The organism is Streptomyces sp. NPDC048196, from assembly GCF_040652715.1.
Taxonomy (GTDB): Bacteria; Actinomycetota; Actinomycetes; order Streptomycetales; family Streptomycetaceae; genus Streptomyces; species Streptomyces siderophoricus.
The window spans coordinates 268,332-288,094 of the sequence record NZ_JBEZMM010000001.1 but is presented as its reverse complement, the minus strand read 5'-3'; the positions used below and the strand labels follow the sequence as shown (position 1 = coordinate 288,094).

16 protein-coding genes and 1 pseudogene are annotated in these 19,763 nt (G+C 72.8%); 12 read left to right on the top strand and 5 right to left on the bottom strand.

The annotated features are described in order from the left end of the window. Positions 1-224: 224 nt before the first annotated feature. Both AB0E02_RS01400 and AB0E02_RS01395 read right to left on the bottom strand, forming a co-directional pair. A pseudogene (locus AB0E02_RS01400) lies at positions 225-590 on the bottom strand (CAP domain-containing protein); the annotation flags it as partial. Between the two features lie 402 nt (positions 591-992). Continuing rightward, positions 993-3,233, bottom strand: coding sequence for a DNA/RNA helicase domain-containing protein (locus AB0E02_RS01395; RefSeq protein ID WP_362135534.1), 2,241 nt, complete (start codon positions 3,231-3,233; stop codon positions 993-995). Between the two features lie 290 nt (positions 3,234-3,523). Between AB0E02_RS01395 and AB0E02_RS01390 the strand changes: the two genes are divergently transcribed. Beyond that, entirely contained in the window at positions 3,524-5,344 is a 1,821-nt protein-coding gene (locus tag AB0E02_RS01390) for a TIGR03767 family metallophosphoesterase (RefSeq protein ID WP_362134704.1), read from the top strand. 63 nt (positions 5,345-5,407) lie between these two features. Here AB0E02_RS01390 and dhaM read toward each other — a convergent pair whose 3' ends face one another. Further along, entirely contained in the window at positions 5,408-5,803 is a 396-nt protein-coding gene (gene dhaM / locus AB0E02_RS01385) for a dihydroxyacetone kinase phosphoryl donor subunit DhaM (RefSeq protein ID WP_362134702.1), read from the bottom strand. Positions 5,804-5,861: 58 nt separating this feature from the next. Here dhaM and AB0E02_RS01380 point away from each other — a divergent pair, with 58 nt between their 5' ends. The 10 genes from AB0E02_RS01380 (at position 5,862) to AB0E02_RS01335 (ending at position 15,746) form a co-directional block, all read left to right on the top strand. After that, on the top strand, positions 5,862-6,638 hold the full coding sequence (locus tag AB0E02_RS01380) for an IclR family transcriptional regulator (RefSeq protein ID WP_310722910.1): 777 nt from the start codon (positions 5,862-5,864) through the stop codon (positions 6,636-6,638). A 440-nt stretch (positions 6,639-7,078) separates the two neighbouring features. Then, on the top strand, positions 7,079-7,747 hold the full coding sequence (dhaL, locus tag AB0E02_RS01375; RefSeq protein ID WP_362134699.1) for a dihydroxyacetone kinase subunit DhaL: 669 nt from the start codon (positions 7,079-7,081) through the stop codon (positions 7,745-7,747). 113 nt (positions 7,748-7,860) lie between these two features. After that, positions 7,861-9,000, top strand: coding sequence for a 4-hydroxyphenylpyruvate dioxygenase (gene hppD, locus AB0E02_RS01370; RefSeq protein ID WP_362134697.1), 1,140 nt, complete (start codon positions 7,861-7,863; stop codon positions 8,998-9,000). Continuing rightward, positions 8,997-10,208: an alpha-hydroxy acid oxidase gene (locus AB0E02_RS01365; protein ID WP_362134695.1), complete on the top strand. Its 1,212-nt coding sequence runs from the start codon at positions 8,997-8,999 to the stop codon at positions 10,206-10,208. Before hppD ends, AB0E02_RS01365 begins: the two co-directional genes overlap by 4 nt. Next, entirely contained in the window at positions 10,205-11,122 is a 918-nt protein-coding gene (locus AB0E02_RS01360; RefSeq protein WP_362134693.1) for a phytanoyl-CoA dioxygenase family protein, read from the top strand. The genes AB0E02_RS01365 and AB0E02_RS01360 overlap by 4 nt, the downstream gene beginning before the upstream one ends. Next, on the top strand, positions 11,119-12,438 hold the full coding sequence (locus AB0E02_RS01355) for a PLP-dependent aminotransferase family protein (protein WP_362134691.1): 1,320 nt from the start codon (positions 11,119-11,121) through the stop codon (positions 12,436-12,438). The genes AB0E02_RS01360 and AB0E02_RS01355 overlap by 4 nt, the downstream gene beginning before the upstream one ends. Further along, positions 12,435-13,382: a DMT family transporter gene (locus AB0E02_RS01350; RefSeq protein WP_362134689.1), complete on the top strand. Its 948-nt coding sequence runs from the start codon at positions 12,435-12,437 to the stop codon at positions 13,380-13,382. Before AB0E02_RS01355 ends, AB0E02_RS01350 begins: the two co-directional genes overlap by 4 nt. A gap of 91 nt (positions 13,383-13,473) precedes the next feature. Continuing rightward, on the top strand, positions 13,474-14,568 hold the full coding sequence (locus AB0E02_RS01345) for a prephenate dehydrogenase (RefSeq protein WP_362134687.1): 1,095 nt from the start codon (positions 13,474-13,476) through the stop codon (positions 14,566-14,568). A 146-nt stretch (positions 14,569-14,714) separates the two neighbouring features. Next, a complete protein-coding gene (locus tag AB0E02_RS01340) occupies positions 14,715-14,972 on the top strand; it encodes a WhiB family transcriptional regulator (RefSeq protein ID WP_362134685.1) in 258 nt (85 codons plus the stop codon). A gap of 114 nt (positions 14,973-15,086) precedes the next feature. Beyond that, positions 15,087-15,746 (top strand): NAD(P)H-dependent oxidoreductase, encoded by a 660-nt coding sequence (locus AB0E02_RS01335; protein WP_362135532.1) that lies wholly within the window; start codon positions 15,087-15,089, stop codon positions 15,744-15,746. A 23-nt stretch (positions 15,747-15,769) separates the two neighbouring features. Here the strand turns inward: AB0E02_RS01335 and AB0E02_RS01330 are convergent, their stop codons facing one another. Further along, on the bottom strand, positions 15,770-17,383 hold the full coding sequence (locus tag AB0E02_RS01330) for a N,N-dimethylformamidase beta subunit family domain-containing protein (RefSeq protein WP_362134683.1): 1,614 nt from the start codon (positions 17,381-17,383) through the stop codon (positions 15,770-15,772). 159 nt (positions 17,384-17,542) lie between these two features. On the opposite strand from AB0E02_RS01330, the gene AB0E02_RS01325 reads away from it, so the two are divergent. Next, positions 17,543-18,772, top strand: coding sequence for an aromatic acid exporter family protein (locus tag AB0E02_RS01325; protein WP_362134681.1), 1,230 nt, complete (start codon positions 17,543-17,545; stop codon positions 18,770-18,772). A gap of 114 nt (positions 18,773-18,886) precedes the next feature. Here AB0E02_RS01325 and AB0E02_RS01320 read toward each other — a convergent pair whose 3' ends face one another. Next, complete coding sequence (locus AB0E02_RS01320) at positions 18,887-19,762, bottom strand: CoA ester lyase (protein WP_030409903.1); 876 nt, start codon at positions 19,760-19,762, stop codon at positions 18,887-18,889. Between the last annotated feature and the right edge of the window lies 1 nt (position 19,763).

Sequence of the window (19,763 nt, the reverse complement as noted above, 5' to 3'; positions counted from 1 at the left end):
CCGGATCACGCTGGGCAGCTTCCCCCGCGCCGACCTCAGGACCGCGCTGAACACCAGGACCCGGGTGCTGCGCCTCAAGGCCCCGATCACCCTGTCCGCGTCCGCCGCCGAGCGGCTCAACACCGCCCTCGCGACGAAGGCGTTCACCCGCGGCACCCGGCTGCTCGACGTCCGGGTCACCGCCTCGCTCGACCGGACCGCCGACCTCCGCACCGCGCTCAACCTCAACGGGCGGCGAAGTCCTGTGTCCACCACGGCCCGCCGGTGCCCTCCCGGATGCCGACGCCGAGGTCCTTCAGGTCGCACCGGAGGATGTTGCGCCGGTGGCCGGGGCTGTTCATCCAGTCCTTCATGACGGCGGCCGGGGTCGGCTGGCCCACCGCGATGTTCTCGCCGTACGCGGACCACGAGTAGCCGGCCGCGGTGATCCGGGCTCCCGGATCGGCACCGTCCGGATTGGTGTGGCCGAAGAACCTGCGCGCGGCCATGTCGTCCGCATGGCGCTGCGCCGCCCGCTGGAGCGCCGCGTTCCACCGCACCCCCGGACAGCCGTGTGCCGCCCGCTCCCCGTTCACCAGCAGGACGACCTGGTGGACGGCCTGCCACAGGGAGCCGATGGGCGGACGCTCGACGGTGGCGGACCCCGGCGTGGCGAGTGCGGCCGGGCCGGCCGGCAGGACGAGGACCGCGGCGGCGAGCACGAGAGCCAGTGCGTGGCGCGGACGCTTTCTCTGCCGGGCGTGGTGCGGATGCGTGCCGTGCGGTCCGGGCATGCCGAAACTCCCCCTTGGCGGAACGGAACCGTGATCTCGAACGGCCCGCTCGCCGGTTGTGCGCGAGGGGCGCAGAGTGCCTAGCCGGGGGCGGGTGCGTTCATGCCCCGGCCCGCGGGCCTGACGGGGCATCACCGGCGCGCGGGAACGGCGTGGAACGGCGGACCGGCGCGGGCGTTCCGCCGCCGCTCCCCCGCCCCGCGCCGCCCGCGCCGGGCGTCACCGGTCGGCCGCGGTGGCCTCCGCCAGCGGCGCCGCCGCGAGCCCGGCCGGCAGCGCTCCTGTGTGGAGCACGCCCAGCCGCTGGGTCGCCCGGGTGAGCGCGACGTACAGATCGCTGGCGCCCAGCTCGTGCGGTTCCGCCACCAGCACGGTGTCGAACTCCAGGCCCTTGGCCTGCCGCGGATCGATCAGCACGACCGGGCCGGTCAGGTCGGGGGCCGGTCCGGCGGACGCGGACGGGAGCAGCGGCAGCAGGTCCGCGTGCCGGGAGCGCGGGGCGATCACCGCGAGCCGGCCGTCCGCCCGGCTCTCCCGTGCGACGGCCGCGGCCACCGCGCCCGCCAGGTCGTCGGTGCGCTGCGCCCAGGGCCGTACACCGGTGGAACGGATCGAACGGGGCGGCGCGAAGTCCGGGTCCAGGGACCGCGGCACCTCGGCCGCGACCGCCATGATCTCGGTCGGCGTGCGGTAGTTGACGCCGAGCCGGGTGTGCTCCCAGCGGTCACCGACGTACGGGGTGAGGATCGCCTCCCAGGAGCCGCAGCCGCCCGGTTCCGCGGTCTGGGCCGGGTCGCCGACCAGGGTCATCGAGCGGGTCGGGCAGCGGCGCATCAGCAACCGCCAGGCCATCGCGGAGAGTTCCTGTGCCTCGTCGACGATGATGTGGCCGAAGGCCCAGGTGCGGTCGGCCGCGGCGCGCTCGGCGGCGCTGCGGTGGTCGGCCTCCTCGTGCCGCTCGGCGAGCAGTTCCGCGTCGACCAGGTCGTGCGCGGCGAGCACCTCCGAGTCCTCGTCGTCGCGGTCCTCGAACTCCTGGGTGCGGGAGCCGTAGGAGAGGTCGAGCACTCCCTGGGCGTAGTCGATCTGTTCCAGGCGCTCGGCCTCGGCGGCGGCGCGGGCCGCCGAGTCGTCCTCGCCGAGGAGTTCGGCCGCCTCGTCGAGCAGCGGGATGTCCGCGGGCGTCCACTGTCCGCCGGTCCGCCGGATCGCGTCGGCGTCCGCCTCGGGGAGGTGGACGGGCTCGGCGAGGAAGTCCGCGACCAGCTGCCGGGGCGTCAGAGCGGGCCACAACTCCTCGATGGCGCGGTGCACTTCGCGGCTGGTGGCGATGGCCTTGCCGAGCTGGGCGATGTCGTCGGCGCCGAGCAGGTTCGGGCCGCCGTAGGGGTCGGCGCCGATCCGGTCGGTCAGTTGGGCGGTGAGTGCGTCGATGATGCGGAACGCGAAGTGCGGGCGGGCGAGGTTGTGCGGCAGCCGGGTCTCGCGGGCCCGGCGCCGGGCCTCCTCCGCCATCGGTGCGTCCAGCCGCAGTTCGCCGTCGTCGTGCTCGATGACGATCTCCGGATCGGGCAGGGTCTGCCGGTCCTGGACGAACCGCGCGAGCGCCTCGGCCATGGCCGCGCCGCCCTTGACCTCGGCGGCCCGGGGCGTGTCGGTTCCGGTCGCGGTGACGCCCGGGAAGAGTTCCGCGGGGGTGGCCAGCAGTACCCCGGTCTCGCCGAGCGCGGGCAGCACCTCGCCGATGTAGCTGAGGAAGGCGGGGTTGGGGCCGACGATCAGCACGGCGCGGCGGGCGAGTTGTTCCCGGTGGGCGTAGAGCAGATAGGCCGCGCGGTGCAGGGCGACGACGGTCTTGCCGGTGCCGGGGCCGCCTTCGACGACGAGGACGCCGTGGTGCGGGGCGCGGATGATGCGGTCCTGGTCGGCCTGGATGGTCTGCACGATCTCGTGCATCCGGCCGGTGCGCGCGGTGTCCAGGGCGGCGAGCAGCACGGCGTCCGCGTCGGTGCCTTCGTGTCCGGTGCGGAGGGCGTCGGTGAGGTCGAGGATCTCGTCGTGCAGGGCGGTGACCCGGCGGCCTTCGGTGCTGATGTGGCGTCTGCGCCGCAGGCCCATGGGGGTGTGGCCGGTGGCGAGGTAGAAGGGGCGGGCGACCTCGGCGCGCCAGTCGAGGACGAGCGGGGTGTGGTCGGCGTCGTCGCGGCGGATGCCGATCCGGCCGATGTGGTGGTCACGGCCGTCACGGAAGGCCAGCCTGCCGAAGCAGAGCCCGGACTCCCCGGCGTCGGCGGCGGCCAGCACACCGGACTGCTCGGCCACCGCGACATCGCGCTCCAGCCGTGCCTGGGCGTTGTTCCCCGCGAGCGCCAGGGCCTTTCGTACCGCGGTCGCGGCTTCCGCGCGCATTTCCGCGAGACGCTCGTAGAGCAGGTCGATGAATTCCTGCTCCTGCCGCAATTCCTCGTTTGACAATTCGACTCCGCTCAAGTACGGTTTGCTTTGGAACGTTGGGTAGTGTTCTTGCGCAACCAAGACACAGAAGCCCTCAATATACGCAGAGAAATACCCCGGACGTCAAATTCGTCGCGGGGTATTTTTGCGTCCCCGAATCGACGAGCGATGGGTGTTCCGCGTTCCGGGTCCGTTCAACTTCCGGCCACGCATCCCGCGCACTCTTCGGAACGAGATGTTCCGTTTGGTGACACCCCGGTGGCCCGCCATTCCGGCCGCCGTCCACGGAGGGCCCCATGGCCGGTTTGCACACCCCCACCCCCCGTCGTCGATTCCTTCTCTCCTCCGGCGCCGCCGTCGCCGGGGCCGGCGCCGCCTGGGCACTGCCCGGCCAGCGCCGGAGCAGCGCCGCTGCGGATCCCCGACCCGCGCGGACCGACTCGGTGCCGTCGCCGGCCCGGCCCGCTTCCGGGCGCCCGGCGCCGTACGGCGTCACGACCCTGGAGACCACCGCCCGGCTCACCGGCACAAGCGGCTACCGGCGGATGGCCTCCGGGCCCGGCTGGCCCCTGGTCGTGCGGGACGAGCTGGCCGCGGCCGGGCCCCGGCGGCAGGACCGGCGCACCCCGCTGGCCTGTTTCGTCCAGCTCACCGATCTGCATGTGGCCGACGTCCAGAGCCCGCTGCGGACCGAATTCCTGCGCGCCGGATCGCCGGGGTCCTGGCGGGGGCAGGAGGCGCTGTCGGTGGCCGGTGCGGTGTCGCTGGTGGAACAGGTCAATGCGATCCGCGGCGGGCCGCACACCGGGCGGGCGCCGACCTTCGCGATGTCCACCGGGGACAACATCGACAATCACGAGATGGTGGAGCTGGAGTGGTTCCTCACGCTGATGAGCGGGGGCCGCATCACGCCGAATACCGGAGCACCGGCGTCGTACGAGGGCGTCCAGAATTCCGGGCTTCCGCTCTACTGGCATCCGGACGCCGGTCTGCGCGACCAGGACAAGCGGCGGGGGCTACCGGAGATCCCCGGATTCCTCGACGCCGCGATCCGGCCGGTGACCAGCCCCGGGCTGCGCATTCCCTGGTATTCGACGCCGGGCAATCACGACGACCTGCCGGGCGGGTGCCTGAATCCGGCCGATCCCTGGCTGTGCGACTACCTCACCGGGGCCCGCAAAGTCTTCTCCGTCCCGGACGCCGATGTGGCCGCACTGGCCCGGGTGCTCAACACCGGTGACGATCCCAAGAGCGTGGTGCTGAAGGAGATTCTGCAGCGCAATTCCGCCGGGGCCCGGAGCGTGGTCGCCGATGAGCGGCGGCGGATGGTGACCCCGCACGCGTATCTGCGCGCGCATCTGGATCCGGCCCACGCCGGGGCGGGGCCGGCCGGGCACGGCTACACCGAGAACCATCTCGACGGCGAGCGCATGTACTACACGTTCCCGGTCGCGGAGAACGTGCTCGGCATCAGCCTCGACACGACGTATCGCAGCGGCCACTTCGAGGGGTCCCTGGACAGCGAGCAACTCCGCTGGCTGGAGCGGACGTTGGCGGCGCACAGTTCCCGCTACTTCGACGCGGACGGCCGCCCGGTGCACAACCCGGGCGCGGCGGACGCCCACGTCCTGGTTTTCAGCCACCACCACAGTCCGAGCATGACCCGGCGCCCGGACGCGGCCCGTACGGGCGCGCCGCGGCACGACGGCGCCGAGGTCATCGCGCTGCTGAACCGGTTCCCGAACGTGGTGGCGTGGATCAACGGGCACAGCCACGTCAACCGCATCACCCCGCACCCCCACCCGACGCCGGCCCGGTCCTTCTGGGAGGTCAACACCGCGTCCCACGTGGACTATCCGCAGCACGCCCGGCTGCTGGAGCTGGTCGACAACCACGACGGCACGGTGTCGCTGTTCACCACGCTCATCGAATCCGCGGCACCGCACCGGACCGACCTCGGCGATCTCTCCGCGGTCGGCCTCGCCTCCCTGTACCGCGAGCTGTCGTACAACGCCCCGGGGCTGGCCGACGGGATGGCGGGCGGGGTGCACGAGGAGATGGCGGGCCGGCCGGCGGACCGCAACACCGAACTCCTGGTCCGCGGCTTCCGGGGATAAGCCGCGACCGCTCGGATCCGGTCAGATGTAGCACCAGGAGCGAGGCACAACAGTCGGATCCGGTCAGAACTTGGAGGCGTGGCGGGCCTCTTCGGCCGCTTTGAGGACGGTGGGGAGGGCGGCGCCGCTCGCGGCAGTGACGGCGGCCGCCACGGCCCCTTCGAGGAAGGGGGCGTCGGCCAGGACGGCGTGGATGCCGGGGTGATCGGTCAGCACGAGACGGGTGGCGAGGACCGAGCTGCCCAGGTCGGGGAGGACCACCGCGCCCGCTTCGCCGGTGGCGGCGGTGCGCAGCGCGCCCAGGATGCGGCAGTAACTGGTACCCGTGCGGCCGTCATCGGTGCCGCCGGCCGGGGCGACGACGACTCCGGGACCGGCCATCTGCTCGATGAGGGTCCGTACGCCGAAGGCGATCTCCGCACGGTGCGACACAAGTACGATGCCAACCAGCGGTGTCATGAACGAGGACTCTACGGAGCGGAACGCCGTTCAGCAATACCGAACAGGGAGTTGATCGATGGTCCAGGCTGTCCACAGGGCGATCCATGTGCTCCGGGAGCTCGCCACGGCGACGCCGCGCCTGGGCGTCACCGAGCTGGCCGACCGCATCGGAGTGGCCAAGCCGACCGTCCACGCCCTGCTGCGCACCCTGGAGTCGGAGGGCATGGTCGTCCAGGACCGGGAGACCGGGAAGTACCGGCTGGGCCCGGGCCTGGTGACCCTCGGCAATGCCTATCTGGACTCGCACGAGCTCCGTACCCGCGCCGTGACCTGGGCGGACCTGCTGGCCAACCAGGCCGGCGCGGCCGTCTGGGTGGGGATTTTGACGGGTAGTCAGGTTCTGGTCATCCACCATGCGTTCCGGCCCGGCGGGTCGGTGCAGGTGCTGGAGACCGGGGCCAGCCTGCCCTGGAACGCCTGCGCGATCGGGAAGGCGATCGCGGCGTTCCTGCCGGCCGAGCGGCGCGGCGAGCTGCTCGCGGGCGAGCTGGCCCGGGTCACCGGGGCCAGCATCGACGACCCGGGCTGGCTGGCGACCCAGCTGGACCGGGCCCGGGAGACCGGATATGCCCTGGAAGAGGGCGAGTTGACGCTCGGCGACGCGGGGATCGCGGCGCCGGTGTTCGACCGCAGCGGCGAGGTGGTGGGCGCGCTCGGGCTGGTGGGACCGGTCGAGCGATTGTTGGCCGAAACCGTTCGCCAGGAGTGCGCGATCGCGGTCCGCGAGGTGGCCCGCAGCCTGTCGCGGGACCTCGGCGCGCCACGCAACGCCGGGCTGCGCGCCGCCGGTTGACGTGCGCCGAAGACCCCACGGCTTCATCACGGGTTCATCAACCCGCAGTGCTCAGGGGCTGGTTGCCCGGCGATTGTGTTGCCTGCGTTGCCAATGCGCCGAAGCCCTTGACGGGGCCGGGGTCGCTGCGTTTTGCTTCCTATGGCCATTCGGCAATGCCGAACAGCTTTCGGTAAAGCGTTAGTTATCCGACTCGCCCTCAAGGTCGCGGGCACCGGGGGAACGAAGGAGCGCCTGCCATGCGGAAGCCTGCGGAGAAGAGCGACAACTTAGTGCTGTCCGGGCCGGTGACGCCGGCGCCGGGGCCGGAGTTCCGCGCGTCGACGAGGACTCCGCCTCGGTGGCCGGGCGGCCCGGACGCTCATGCGGGCGGCCACCGGACGAGCCGGACGGTGCGACCCCGCCGGTGCAGAACGATCGGCACAACCGGAGGAGTAGCGGTGGACTCGGCGCTCGCCCTCGGCTGGATGCAGCACACCACCTCGGCCATGCACCGGGACCGGGACCTGCTCACCCGTCTGGACTCCGCCATCGGCGACGGGGACCACGGGGCCAACATGGCCCGGGGGTTCACCGCGGTACAGGCCGGCCTGGCCCGCTCCGGGCCCGGGCCGTCCGCACCCGTCGCGGCGCCGGACGGCACCGACGCACCCGGCGAGATCCTCCTCCGGGCCGGGAACTGTCTGGTCTCGGTCGTCGGTGGCGCGTCCGGACCGCTGTTCGGCGGCGCGTTCCGGGCCCTCGGCGAGGCGCTCGGCTCCTCCCCCGAGGTCGACGCCCGGCGGTTCGCGGCCGGGCTCGCCGCGGCGCTGGCGAAGATCCAGCAGCTGGGCGCGGCCGTGCCCGGCGACAAGACCATGATCGACGCATACGCCCCCGCGGTCGGCGCCTTCCGGGCCGCCGCGGAGTCCGGCGCCGCGTTCGCCACGGCGGCGCACGCCGCGGCCGAGGCCGCCGAGGCCGGGATGCGGGAGACCGTTCCGCTGCAGGCCCGGAAGGGCCGGGCGGCGTACCTGGGGCTGCGCAGCATCGGCCACCAGGACCCCGGCGCCACCTCGACCGCCGCCATTTTCCGCTCACTTGCCGAGGCGTCCGGTCCCCTCCGGTAGCCCGCTCCCGCCCCTTGTCCCCTGCTCCGTCGCCGCACGCTTCCGGCGCCGCGCCGAGCCGCGGTGCGCCGGCTGCGGCTGCTCCCACCTCCCGAGCAACAGATTGGATCACTGTGACCGCCCACTCCATCGACCACGTTGAGTTCTATGTGGGGGACGTCAATCAGGCTTCCCACTACTACTGCGGGACCTACGGCTTCCGGGTGGTGGCCGAAGCGGGGCCGCTCACCGGTCTCGCCGGCGCCCGGTCGCTGGTCCTGGCGCACGGCGGCGTCCGCCTGGTGCTGACCTCCGCCCTGCACGCGGACCACCGGGCCGCCCGCTTCGTCCACCGGCACGGCGACGGCGTACGGGACGTGGCCCTGCGGTCGACCGATGCCGTCGCGGACTTCGAGCAGGCGCTGGCCGCCGGGGCCGAGCCGGTGGCCGGGCCGGAGACGTTCGAGGACGACGGGGTGCGGGTGGTCCGCGCCACCGTCGCCGCGACCAACGACCTGGTCCACAGCTTCGTCCAGCGCGACGGCGACGACGAGGCCTCGGCCCACTTCCTGCCGGGGCGGTACCGGCCGGTGGCGGAGGCCGCCGAGGCGTCCGGGCCCGCCCTGCTCCGCTCGGTCGACCACCTGGCCCTCTGCCTGCGGGCCGGCTCGCTGGACACCATGGTCGACTTCTACCAGCGGGCGCTGGGCCTGAAGCACACCTACGACGAGTACATCGTGGTCGGCGGCCAGGCGATGGCCTCCAAGGTCGTCCAGGACGAGACCCGGGGCATCACCTTCACCATGGTCGAGCCCGACCCGGTCGGCGGCCGCGGACAGCTCAACGACTTCCTCGACGGGTTCAACGGCCCGGGCGTCCAGCACGTCGCCTACAGCACCGACGACATCGTGCACGCCGCCCGTGAACTCCGGCTGTCCGGCGTGGAGTTGCTCTCCACGCCGGCCGGCTACTACGCCTCGCTCGCGGAGCGCGGCATCGAGGTGGGCATCGACCCGGCGGTACTGCAGGACCTCGGTCTGCTCGCCGACCGGGACGAGTGGGGACAGCTGGTCCAGGTCTTCACCCGGTCCCCCTACGCCCGCCGCACGGTGTTCTTCGAGCTGATCCAGCGGCTCGACGCCCGGACCTTCGGCAGCGGCAACATCAAGGCGCTGTACGAGGCCGTGGAGCGCGAGCGGACGCGCACCGACGAGGCCGACGATCCGCGCGGCGACGCGGTTCCCGCCGGCGCGTCCGCGAAGGCCGGCGTATGACCGCGCGGGCCGGCCGGGAGCCCGGGGCCGACGCCGGGGAGGTGCTGCTGTCGCCGGAGGACTACGAGGCGGCGGCCCGCGCCCGACTGGACCGGGCGGTGTACGACTTCATCGCCGGCGGCAGCGGGGACGAGGTGACGCTGCGCGGGGAGCGGGCGGCGTACGAGCGCTACCGGCTGCGCCCGCGGACCCTGGTCGACGTCTCCCACTGCGAGCCGGGCACCACCCTGCTCGGCTCCCCGGTGTCCTTCCCCGTCGGTGTCGCGCCGATGGCGTACCACCAACTGGTCGACGCGGAGGGCGAGACGGCGACCGTGCGGGCCGCCGGTGCGGTCGGCGCGCTCACCGTCACCAGCACCTTCGCCAGCCGGACGATCGAGGAGACCGCCCGGGCGGCGACCGGACCGCTCTGGCTGCAGCTGTACGTGCTGCGCGAGCGCGCGGTGACCGAGTCGCTGGTGCGCCGGGCCGAGGCGGCCGGCTACCGGGCGCTGGTGATCACCGTCGACGCGCCGCGGATGGCGCGCCGGGAGCGCGATCTGCGGAACGGTTTCAGCCTTCCCCCGCACATCCGGCCGGTGAACCTCGACGAGGGCCAGGCCGGCGGTCTGCACGGCAGCCGGGCCGGCAGCTCCACCCTGGCCGAGCACGCCGCCCGGCACCACGACGCCGCGTTCACCTGGCAGGACCTGGCGTGGCTGCGCTCGCTGACCAATCTGCCGCTGGTCCTCAAGGGCGTACTGACCGGGCAGGACGCGCGGCAGGCGGCCGAGTTGGGCGTCGAGGGCCTGATCGTCTCCACCCACGGCGGCCGGCAGCTCGACGGTGCGATCGCGGCGCTGGACGCCCTGCCGGAGGTCGTCGCGGCGGTACCCGACACCTGTGAGGTGCTGGTCGACGGCGGCATCCGGCGCGGCACGGACGTGCTCAAGGCGCTGGCGCTGGGGGCCCGTGCGGTGCTGGTCGGCCGCCCGGTCCTGTGGGGCCTGGCCGTCGACGGGGCGGCCGGCGCCGAACGGGTGCTGGCCACCCTCCGCGCGGAGCTGACGGAGGCGATGGCCCTGACCGGCCGCCCGGTCCTCGACGCGATCGCCCCGGACCTGCTGCACCTCGCCCCCGCGGCGGCGGCACCCGCCGCCGGCCTGCCCCAGCTCTCCCCCGATCCCCTTTCCCAGCCCCTTCTCACCAACGACAGGGATATGGCATGACTCGCAATGACACCCCGCGCCCGCTGACCGCCGCCGAAGAGGCGTTGCTGCCCACCGATGACGAGGTGCAGTTCTACCAGGAGCACGGCTGGTATCTGTCGAAGAAGCTGCTGACCGACGACGAGGTCGACGCGCTCGATGCCGCGGCCGACCGCTTCTACGGCGGTCACCGGGACCGGACCCTCCCGGTCCGGCCGCCTCGGCTGGCGTACTGGGAGCCGGAGAAGGGCGACGTCCACCGGCACAACGACTACATCTTCTACGAGGACGACACGGTCCGGAGCATCCTGTCCAAGCCGCTCATCGCCGCGGTCGCCGCGCGAATAGCGGAGACCAGCCAGATACGCCTGTGGAACAGCACCCTGATCCACAAGCCGCAGCGCGCGGACGACGAGCGCAACATCGTGCCCTGGCACTTCGACCGGCACTACTGGCAGACCTGCTCCTCCGACGAGATGCTGACCGCGTTCATCCCGTTCCACGACTGTGACGAGGAGATGGGCACCATCACGATGGTCGACGGCAGCCACCGCTGGAAGGAGACCGGTGGGGACGACACCACCAGCCGGCACTTCGCCGAGCGGGACCGGTCGGAGCTGGAGGACATGCTCGCGGAGAACGCCGCGTTCAACAACTCCGAGGTGGTCAAGGTCCCGGTGAACATCCCCAAGGGCCACATCAGCTTCCACCACTGCCGCACCTACCACGGCAGCGGGTACAACGTCAGCGACCGTCCGCGGCGCGCCATTTCGCTGCACCTCCAGGACCGCACCAACCAGTGGCGGCCCTACGAGCTGTCGTCCGGCGACCTCGTCGTCTACAACAATGACGTGCTGGTGCGCACCGACGCGCACGGCAACCCCGACTACACCGACCCGGACTTCTGCCCCGTCCTCTGGGAGGACCCCCGGTGACCAATGGCTCCACCCCCACCGTACTTCCGGCCGGCGAGCTGCACGGCTCGCTCGGCGACCCCCTCATGGAGGTGATGAATTTCCTCAACGAGGTCACCTCCCGCTATCCGGAGGCGATCTCCTTCGGCCCGGGACGCCCGTACGAAGGGCTCTTCGAGGTCGAGCGGATCGGTGAGTACCTCGCGGCCTACCAGCGCCACCTCGTGGAAGACCTGGGCCGCACCCCGGACGAGGTCCGCACGCTGCTGTTCCAGTACGGGCGCACCAACGGCCAGATCCACGAGCTGGTGGCCCGGGCGCTGCGCAACGACGAGGGCATCGAGGCGGCACCGGAGTCGCTGGTGGTGACCGTCGGCTGTCAGGAGGGCATGTTCCTGGTCCTGCGGGCGCTGTTCGCCGAGCCGTCGGACGTGCTGCTGGTGCCGTCGCCGTGCTACGTCGGGATCACCGGGGCGGCCCGGCTGCTGGACCTGTCCGTCGCGCACGTCCCGGAGGGCCCGCACGGGACGGACCCGGAGGTGCTGCGCCGTACGGTCGCCGAACTGCGGGCGGCCGGGAAGCGGCCGCGGGCGTTCTACGTCGTGCCGGACTTCGCCAATCCGACCGGGACCTGTATGCCGGTCGAGGCCCGCCGGCGGCTGCTGGAGCTGGCCGAGGAGGAGGACCTGCTCCTCCTGGAGGACAACCCCTACGGGTTCTTCACCCGTACCGGCAGCGGGCTGCCCACGCTCAAGGCGCTGGACGAGCGGCGGCGGGTGGTCTACCTCGGTTCGTTCGCCAAGACCTGCTTCCCGGGCGCCCGGGTCGGCTATGTCGTCGCCGACCAGGAGGTCGAGGCCGCGGACGGCCGCCGCACCCTGCTGGCGGACGAACTGTCCAAGATCAAGGGCATGGTGACGGTGAACACCCCGGCGCTCAGCCAGGCGGTCATCGGGGGGATGCTGCTCACCCATGACTTCCGGCTGCGCGAGGCCAACAAGCCGGCCGCCGACTTCTACCAGGAGAACCTGGCGGTCCTGCTGGAGAGCCTGGAACGGCTGCTGCCACCCGAGCGGCGGGAGGCGGCCGGCATCGACTGGAACGTGCCGGACGGAGGGTTCTTCCTGACCCTCACCCTCCCCGTGCCGGCGGACAATGCGCTGCTGGAAGAGTCCGCCCGCGAGCACGGAGTGATCTGGACACCGATGAACTACTTCTACCCGGACGACGAGGGGGGCCGGTGCCAGATCCGGCTCTCCCTCAGCTATCTGACACCCCAACAGGTCGCCGAAGGGGCCCGCCGGCTGGTGGGCCTGCTGGAACGGAGCTGCCTGTGAACGCCGTTCTCTATGTGGTGACGGTGCTGATCTGGGGTTCGACCTGGCTGGCCATCAAGGGCCAGCTGGGCGATGTGCACCCCACGGTGTCCGTGGCCTACCGGTTCGCGCTGGCCGCGGTGATCCTGCTGGCCTGGGCCCGGCTGCGGGGACTGCCGCTGCGCTATCCCCTGCGGGTGCACGGGCAGTTCGTCCTGATGGGCGGGCTGATGTTCTCCACCAACTTCGTCTGCTTCTACTTCGCCGAACAGCATCTGACCACCGGCCTCGTCTCGATCATCTTCGCGATGTCGCTGCTGGTGAACATGGTCTTCGCCCGCGTCTTCTTCCGGCGGACGATCACCGCGAAGATGCTGCTCGGCGGGGCGATCGGACTGCTGGGGATCGTCACCGTGTTCTGGCCGGAGTTCCAGAACTTCGGGCTGTCGTCCGGATCGGGCCAGGGCATCGTGCTCTCCGCCCTCGGCACCTTGGTCTTCTGTCTGGGCAACGTCGTCTCCGGCAAGACCCAGGCCGCCGGCATTCCGGTGGTGCAGGGCACCGGCTTCGCGATGGCCTACGGGGCGCTGCTCACGGCCCCGTTCGCGCTCGCCTTCGGTGGTGGCGGGGCGGCCTTCGACCCGTCTTTGAAGTACACCGGTTCGCTGGTCTATCTGGCCGTCTTCGGCTCCGTGCTCGGCTTCGGCGCGTACCTCACCCTGCTCGGCCGGATCGGTGGTGAGCGCGCCGCGTACGCCATGGTGCTCTTCCCGATCGTGGCGCTGTTGCTGTCCACGGTCTTCGAGAGCTTCCACTGGACGGTGCGGGACCTGGTGGGTGTCGCCCTGATCCTGATCGGCAACGCGGTGATGCTGACCAATCCGGCGCTGGTGCGTCGATTGTTCGGCAGGCCGGCCGAGGCGGCGGAGCAGGCAGCCCCGGCCCAGGCACCGGCCGACCGGTAGTACCTGCCCAGGACCTCCGGGCCCGCCCGTTCCCCTGCCGGGCGGGCCCGGACGCGTCCGCCTTCCCCCTTCATGGCCCAGGAGCGTTCTCTTGCATACCGCTTGCGTCGTCGGCACGGGTCTCATCGGTACTTCCATCGCCCTGGCACTGACCGGCCGGGGCGTGACCACCTATCTGCTCGACCGCGACCCGGACAGCGTGCGGATCGCTGCCGCGCTCGGGGCGGGCGTCCCCGGTCCCCCGCCGGACCCGGTGGACGTCGCGGTCATCGCGGTCCCCCCGTCGGAGGTCGCCCGGACCATCGCGGACCACCAGAAGGCCGAACTGGCCCAGGTGTACACGGACGTGTCGAGCGTGAAGGCGCTGGTGCACGCCGAGTGCCTGGCCCTCGGCTGTGACACCACCGGTCTGGTCGGCGGACATCCGATGGCCGGCGGGGAGCGCTCGGGTCCGCTGGCGGCCCGCGCCGATCTCTTCCAGGACCGCCACTGGATACTGACGCCGACCCCGGAGTCCCGGGAGAGCGCGCTCAACCGGGTGCTGGAGCTGGTCTCGTTGTGCGGTGCGGTGCCGGTCCTGCTGCCGCCGGCCGACCACGACCGGGCCGTGGCGCTGGTGTCCCATCTGCCGCACCTGATGGCGAGCCTCACCGCCGCCCGGCTGGTGGACGGCGAGGAGTACGCGGTGCGGCTGGCCGGCCGTGGCATGCGGGACGTCACCCGGACCGCGGCCGGCGACGCCGGACTGTGGACGGACATCCTCGCGGCGAACGCGGCCGCCCTCGGCCCGCTGCTGGCCGAGCTGGGCCGGGACCTGACGACGGCGGCCCGGGCGCTCGCCCGACTGACCGAGGACGTTCCGCAGGAGCACCCGGCCGCCCTGGCGGAACTGACCGGGGTGCTGCGGCGCGGCAGCACGGGCCGGGCACGGATCGCCGCCCCGCACGGGCCGGCGGGCGCCGACCGGCACCGGGTGCTCTCGATAGCCGTCGGCGGTCCGCAACGGCAGCTGGAGCGGCTGCTCGGCGACGTGGCCGAGGCCCGGGTGGACCTCGAAGGCATGGTGCTGCCGGACGCCCCGGCCGTACCGGACGCGACGGACGGCGCGGTCGAGTTGTGGGTGGCCCCGGACGTGGCGCGCCCGCTCACCGATGCGCTGCGCGACCGGGGCTGGGTGGTCCGCTGAGTTCCGGCGCATTGCCGGGGCGGGACGGGGCACCCGACCACAACGGGGCGTCCCGGTACGGAAATTGCCGACCGGTGTGCGGCCAGGCCCGCCCGCCCCCACAGCGGACATCGACCGCGCTCGTGGCGCGGAACGGAGGTACTCCCATGGACTGGCGTCATCGTGCCCGGTGTCGGGACGAGGACCCGGAACTCTTCTTCCCGGTCGGCAGCACCGGCCCCTCGCTGCTGCAGATCCAGGAGGCCAAGGCCGTCTGCCGGCAGTGCCCGGTGATCGCCGAGTGCCGGGACTGGGCCCTCGCCTCCGGCCAGGACAACGGCATCTGGGGCGGCCTGGACGAGGAGGAGCGGCGCGCAGAGCGGCGCCGGATGGCCCGTCGGCGGGCCCGCAGCAACTCCTCGTGACGGTGACGTGGCACGGCGGGCCCGGTGGATGCCGGGTTTCCGGCCGTGCCGCGGATACGCTGCCCCCGCACCGGGCGACCCGGCCGGGGTGCGGAAAGGACGAATGCCATGGCCCTGCCCGCCGACGCCCACCCCGGTCCGCTGCGCGTACTGGTCCTCGGTGCTTCGCTGCGGGCCGCGTCGGCCAACGCCCGGCTGGCCGCCCTCGTGGCCCGGATGATGACCGAGGCCGGCGCCACGGTCGACCTCGCGGGGATGCGGGACTTCGGCATGCCGCTGTACGACGGGGACCTGGAGGTCGCGGAGGGGCTGCCGGCCGGCGCGCTGGCGCTGCGGGACCGGATCGAGCGGTCCGACGCCTTCGTCATCGCCTCGCCCGAGTACAACGCCTCCGTCCCGGGCGTGGTGAAGAACGCGATCGACTGGGTCTCACGGATCCGGCCGCAGCCGTTCAAGACCAAGCACGCACTGCTGCTCTCCGCCTCCCCCTCGCTGGTCGGCGGCAACCGGGGGCTGTGGGCGCTGCGGGTGCCTCTGGAGCACCTCGGCACCCGGGTCTATCCGGACATGTTCAGTCTCGCCGCCGCGCACCAAGGCTTCACGGAGGACGGGCAGTTGGCCGACTCCGGTTTGCAGCAGCGGCTGGCCGAGACCGTGACGGCCTTCCTCAGCCTGGTCGAGGCCGACGCCCGCTATGTCTGTCTGCAGCGCCGGTGGTACGAGTTCCTCGGGGACCGCACCGGGGCGCCGGTCACCCAGCGCGCCGAGGACTGAGCGCACCCGGCGCGCCCGGGCCCTCAGGTGCCGTACACCGCGGCCACGTTGTTCCGCGGTGCGGGCCGGGTCCTGGCGGCTGGCCCCGAGGCGAAGGCGCGGAGCAGGTTCTCGGTGGTCCGGGTGACGAACGCCCTGGTCCGGGCGTCCATCCCGTGGTCGCGGCCGTCGTCGCCGGTACCGGCCATCAGCGCCTCGACCCAGCGCATCGTGCCGGTGGCGAAGACCCCGGCGCCGCTCGCCGCGGTGTAGTACGCGGAGTCCGCGTGGCTGCTGCGGCCCGCGCAGACCAGCGGTGAGTGGGCGATGATCTCCAGCTTCTCCGGGGTGGGCGCTTCGGGGGTGACCCGGTCGTACTCCACCCCTACGAGGTGGTCGAACGACGCGCCGCGGCGAGCGCCGGTCCCCGCGAAGAGCCAGTGGTCCGGCTGGTGGACGACGTAGGGGGCGTCGGTGGGATAGCCCTCGTAGAAGACACCGGTGAGGGACGACTCGGGGTCGGCGGCGGGTGGCAGGCGGAAGTCCTGGGTGGGCGGTCCGTGCCGGGCTGCGAAGGACGGGTCGTCACGGTAGGCGGTCTTGTAGCAGGTCACGGTGCGCAGCGCGGCGGAGGGGCCGGGGTCCAGCCGGACCCGGCGGAAGCAGGCGTTGGCGCCGAGGAAGGCCAGGTTGGCGCCGGTGTCGCGGGCCCGGGTGACGTGCGCGCGCTGCTGCGGGGTCCAGTACTCGTCGTGGCCGAGCGAGAGGACGGCGGTGGCGCCCCGCAGCTCCGACGGGGAACGGTGGACGTCCACGGACGTGGTGTAGGCCAGCGGCAGGCCGAGCCGTTCGGCGAGGACGACCACGGCGCGCTCGTAGACCAGGAACTTCTCGGCGCCGTTCGCGTCGTAGGGCCGGTCGAAGCTGACGGCCAGCGACCGTGTTCGGTAGGCGCCGTCCTGGCCGGCGTAGAGGCTGTAGCCGCCCCAGCGGTTGTACGCCTGCCAGGTCGTCACGGCGTGCATCAGCACGGTCCGGCCGGCGGCGGTCGCGGAGCGGACGATCAGCGGGACGTACCGCTGGTGGCCGTGGTCCGCGTCCAGCCGGAGCAGATACGCGCCCGGTGGCCAGCCGGTGGTGCGGACGGCGAGGGTGCGCCGCCAGTCCGCGCGGACGGTCCGGGTGCCGGGCAGCAGCCGCGGGCGGCGCTGGTGGTGTCCCGCGATCCGCGGCGAGCGCCAGACGAGCCGGGCCTGGGCGCCGCCGTACCAGCCGACGCGGTAGGCCGAGACCCGGAAGCCCGGCGCGGTGGTGGAGACGTACAGGCCGAAGTCCTCACCCGGCCGGACGCTGACCGTGTCGGTGTAGCCCTCGACCGCCTCGGGCGGGCCGGGCGCGCGCAGCCGCCAGTCGGGGCTGCCGGCCCGGGCCCGTTCCGCGGCGAGGTCGTCGGGGCCGGTGCCGGGGGCCGGGCCGGGGGTCTTGCCGGCGGGGGCGTCGCAGCCAGTGGCTGTGGGGAGGGCGAGACCGGCGGCGCCGGCCGCCGCGGCCCCGAGGAAGTGCCGCCGGACGAGGCCGCCGGACCCGTCGGCGCGGTCGCCGTGACCGTCGCGCGGGGCGCGGGGCCGCGCCTCCTGGTCCGCGTCGTCGCCGCTCATCGCACCACTCCCGTGCGCCGCCGTTCCTGACAGGTCCGGTCCGTCCTCTCCGGACGATCATCCGTGGCGACGGCCGGCCGGACGACCGCAGGGGGCCGAATGCGGGTAGGGCGGCCGCGCATGTTGCTCTCGGTGCGGAAAGCGGGAAGGGGGAGAAGAGTGCGTGAAGTAACCGATCCGCTGTTGGATCTCGTCCGGCGGCACAGCGAGCCCGTGGTCGCGCAGACGCTCCGCTCGACCATCGCCGCCGTGATCTCGTACGTCGTCGCGCTGATGGTCAGCAGCGAACCTGCGCCGCTGACCGCCCCCCTGACGGCCCTCCTCGTCGTCCAGGTCACCCTCTACACCACGCTGACCACCAGCATGCGCCGGGTGAACTCGGTGGTGGTCGGGGTGGTCATCGCCATCGGTTTCAGCTCGCTGGTGGGGCTGACCTGGTGGAGTCTGGGGCTGATCATCCTGGCCTCGCTGGTGATCGGCCGGTTCGTGAAGGCCGGCGAGTTCGTCCCCGAGGTGGCGATCAGCGCGATGCTGGTGCTGGGGGTGACGACGACGCGGGTGGCGGCGACGGCCTGGGACCGGGTGCTGGAGACGCTGATCGGGGCGGTGGTCGGGCTGCTGTTCAATGTGCTGTTCGTGCCGCCGGTGCTGGTGCAGCCCGCCAGTGAGGCGATCGAGGGGCTGGCCGGCCGGATGCGGGTGCTGCTGCTGAGCCTCAGCGACGAGGTGGTGGGCCATACGCCGGTCGCGGAGGCCGCCGCCCGGCTGCACGAGGCGCGGCGGCTGGACCACGACATCGTGCAGGTGGACGCGGCGCTGCGGCAGGCCGAGGACAGTCTGCGGCTCAATCCCCGGGTCAAGGAGGGGCTGCTCTCCCGGGTGGTGCTGCGGACCGGTCTGGACACCCTGGAGATCTCCGCGGTGGTGCTGCGCACGGTCTGCCGTACGTTGACCGACCTGGCCAAGGCCCGGACCGAGGAGTCGCTGTTCTCCTCGCGGATCGGCACGTCCCTGAGCGAGCTGTTCCGGCACATGGCCAGGGCGGTGGACAGCTTCGCCGTACTGATCACGACGCAGGTCAGCGCGAACGCCGACAAGGCGGAGGACCGGCTGGTCAAGGAGCTGGCCGCCAGCCGGGAGAGCCGCGAGACGGTGGCGCATCTGCTGCTCGACGAGGTGCAGGAGCATCCGCGGCAGTGGCAACTGCACGGCGCGCTGCTGGCCGAGATCGACCGCATCCTGGACGAGCTCGATGTGGAGAAGCGCTCCCAGCGGCTGGTGGAGGAGCTGGACCGGCAGTCCCGTGAGCAGCGGGAGAGGTATCCGCTGGCGGACAAGTTGCGGGGCCGGCTGCGGCTGGGCCGGTCGCGCCGGGCACCGGTGCTCTGAAGGGGCCGCCGCACCGTGGGACGCGGGAGGTGACCGGGCGCCGACGCCCGCCGCGTGGGGCCGTTTCCGGCCGTCCACGGGCGGGCGCTCGACGTACGTCCCGGCCGGTGCCGGTCAGTCGCGGCCGGCGACCGCCTCGGCGAGGGCCAGGATCCGGCGGGCGTCCTCGACGTGCAGGTTCTCGATCAGCCGGCCGTCGACGGTGACCACGCCGCGGCCCTCGCGGGTGGCCTCGTCGAAGGCGTCGATGATCTTCCGGGAGCGGTCGATCTGCTCGGCCGAGGGGGCGAAGACCCGGTTGCACGGCTCCAGCTGCGAGGGGTGGATCAGGGTCTTTCCGTCGAAGCCGAACTGCCGCCCCTGGACGCACTCCGCTTCGAACCCGGCGGCGTCCTTCACGTCGTTGTAGACCCCGTCCAGGATCACCTTGCCGGACTCCCGGGCGGCCAGCAGCGCCAGGGACAGCCCGGTCAGCAGCGGGGCCCGGCCGGGGACGTGCTCGGCGTGCAGTTCCTTGGCCAGGTCGTTGGTGCCCATGACCAGGACGGTGAGCCGTTCGCTGGCGGCGGCCACCGCGCGGGCGTCCAGCATCGCGCGCGGGGTCTCGACCATGGCCCAGATGGCCGTACGGTCCGGAGCGCCGGCCGCCTCCAGTGCACGCTCGACCTCCCGTACGGTCGCCGCGGACTCGACCTTGGGGACGACGACCGCGTCCGGGCCGGCCTCGGCGGCGGCCCGCAGATCGTCGGCGTGCCATTCGGTGCCCGGTCCGTTGACCCGGATCGTCACCTCGCGGTAGCCGTACTCGCCCGAGGCCGCGGCGGCCGCGACCCGCTTGCGGGCGTCGGTCTTCGCGTCGGGGGCGACCGCGTCCTCCAGGTCGAGGATGAGGGCGTCGGCGGGGAGCGACTTGGCCTTCTCCAGGGCGCGTTCGTTGGCGCCCGGCATGTAGAGCACGGAGCGGCGCGGCCGCAGGATCGCGTCGGACACG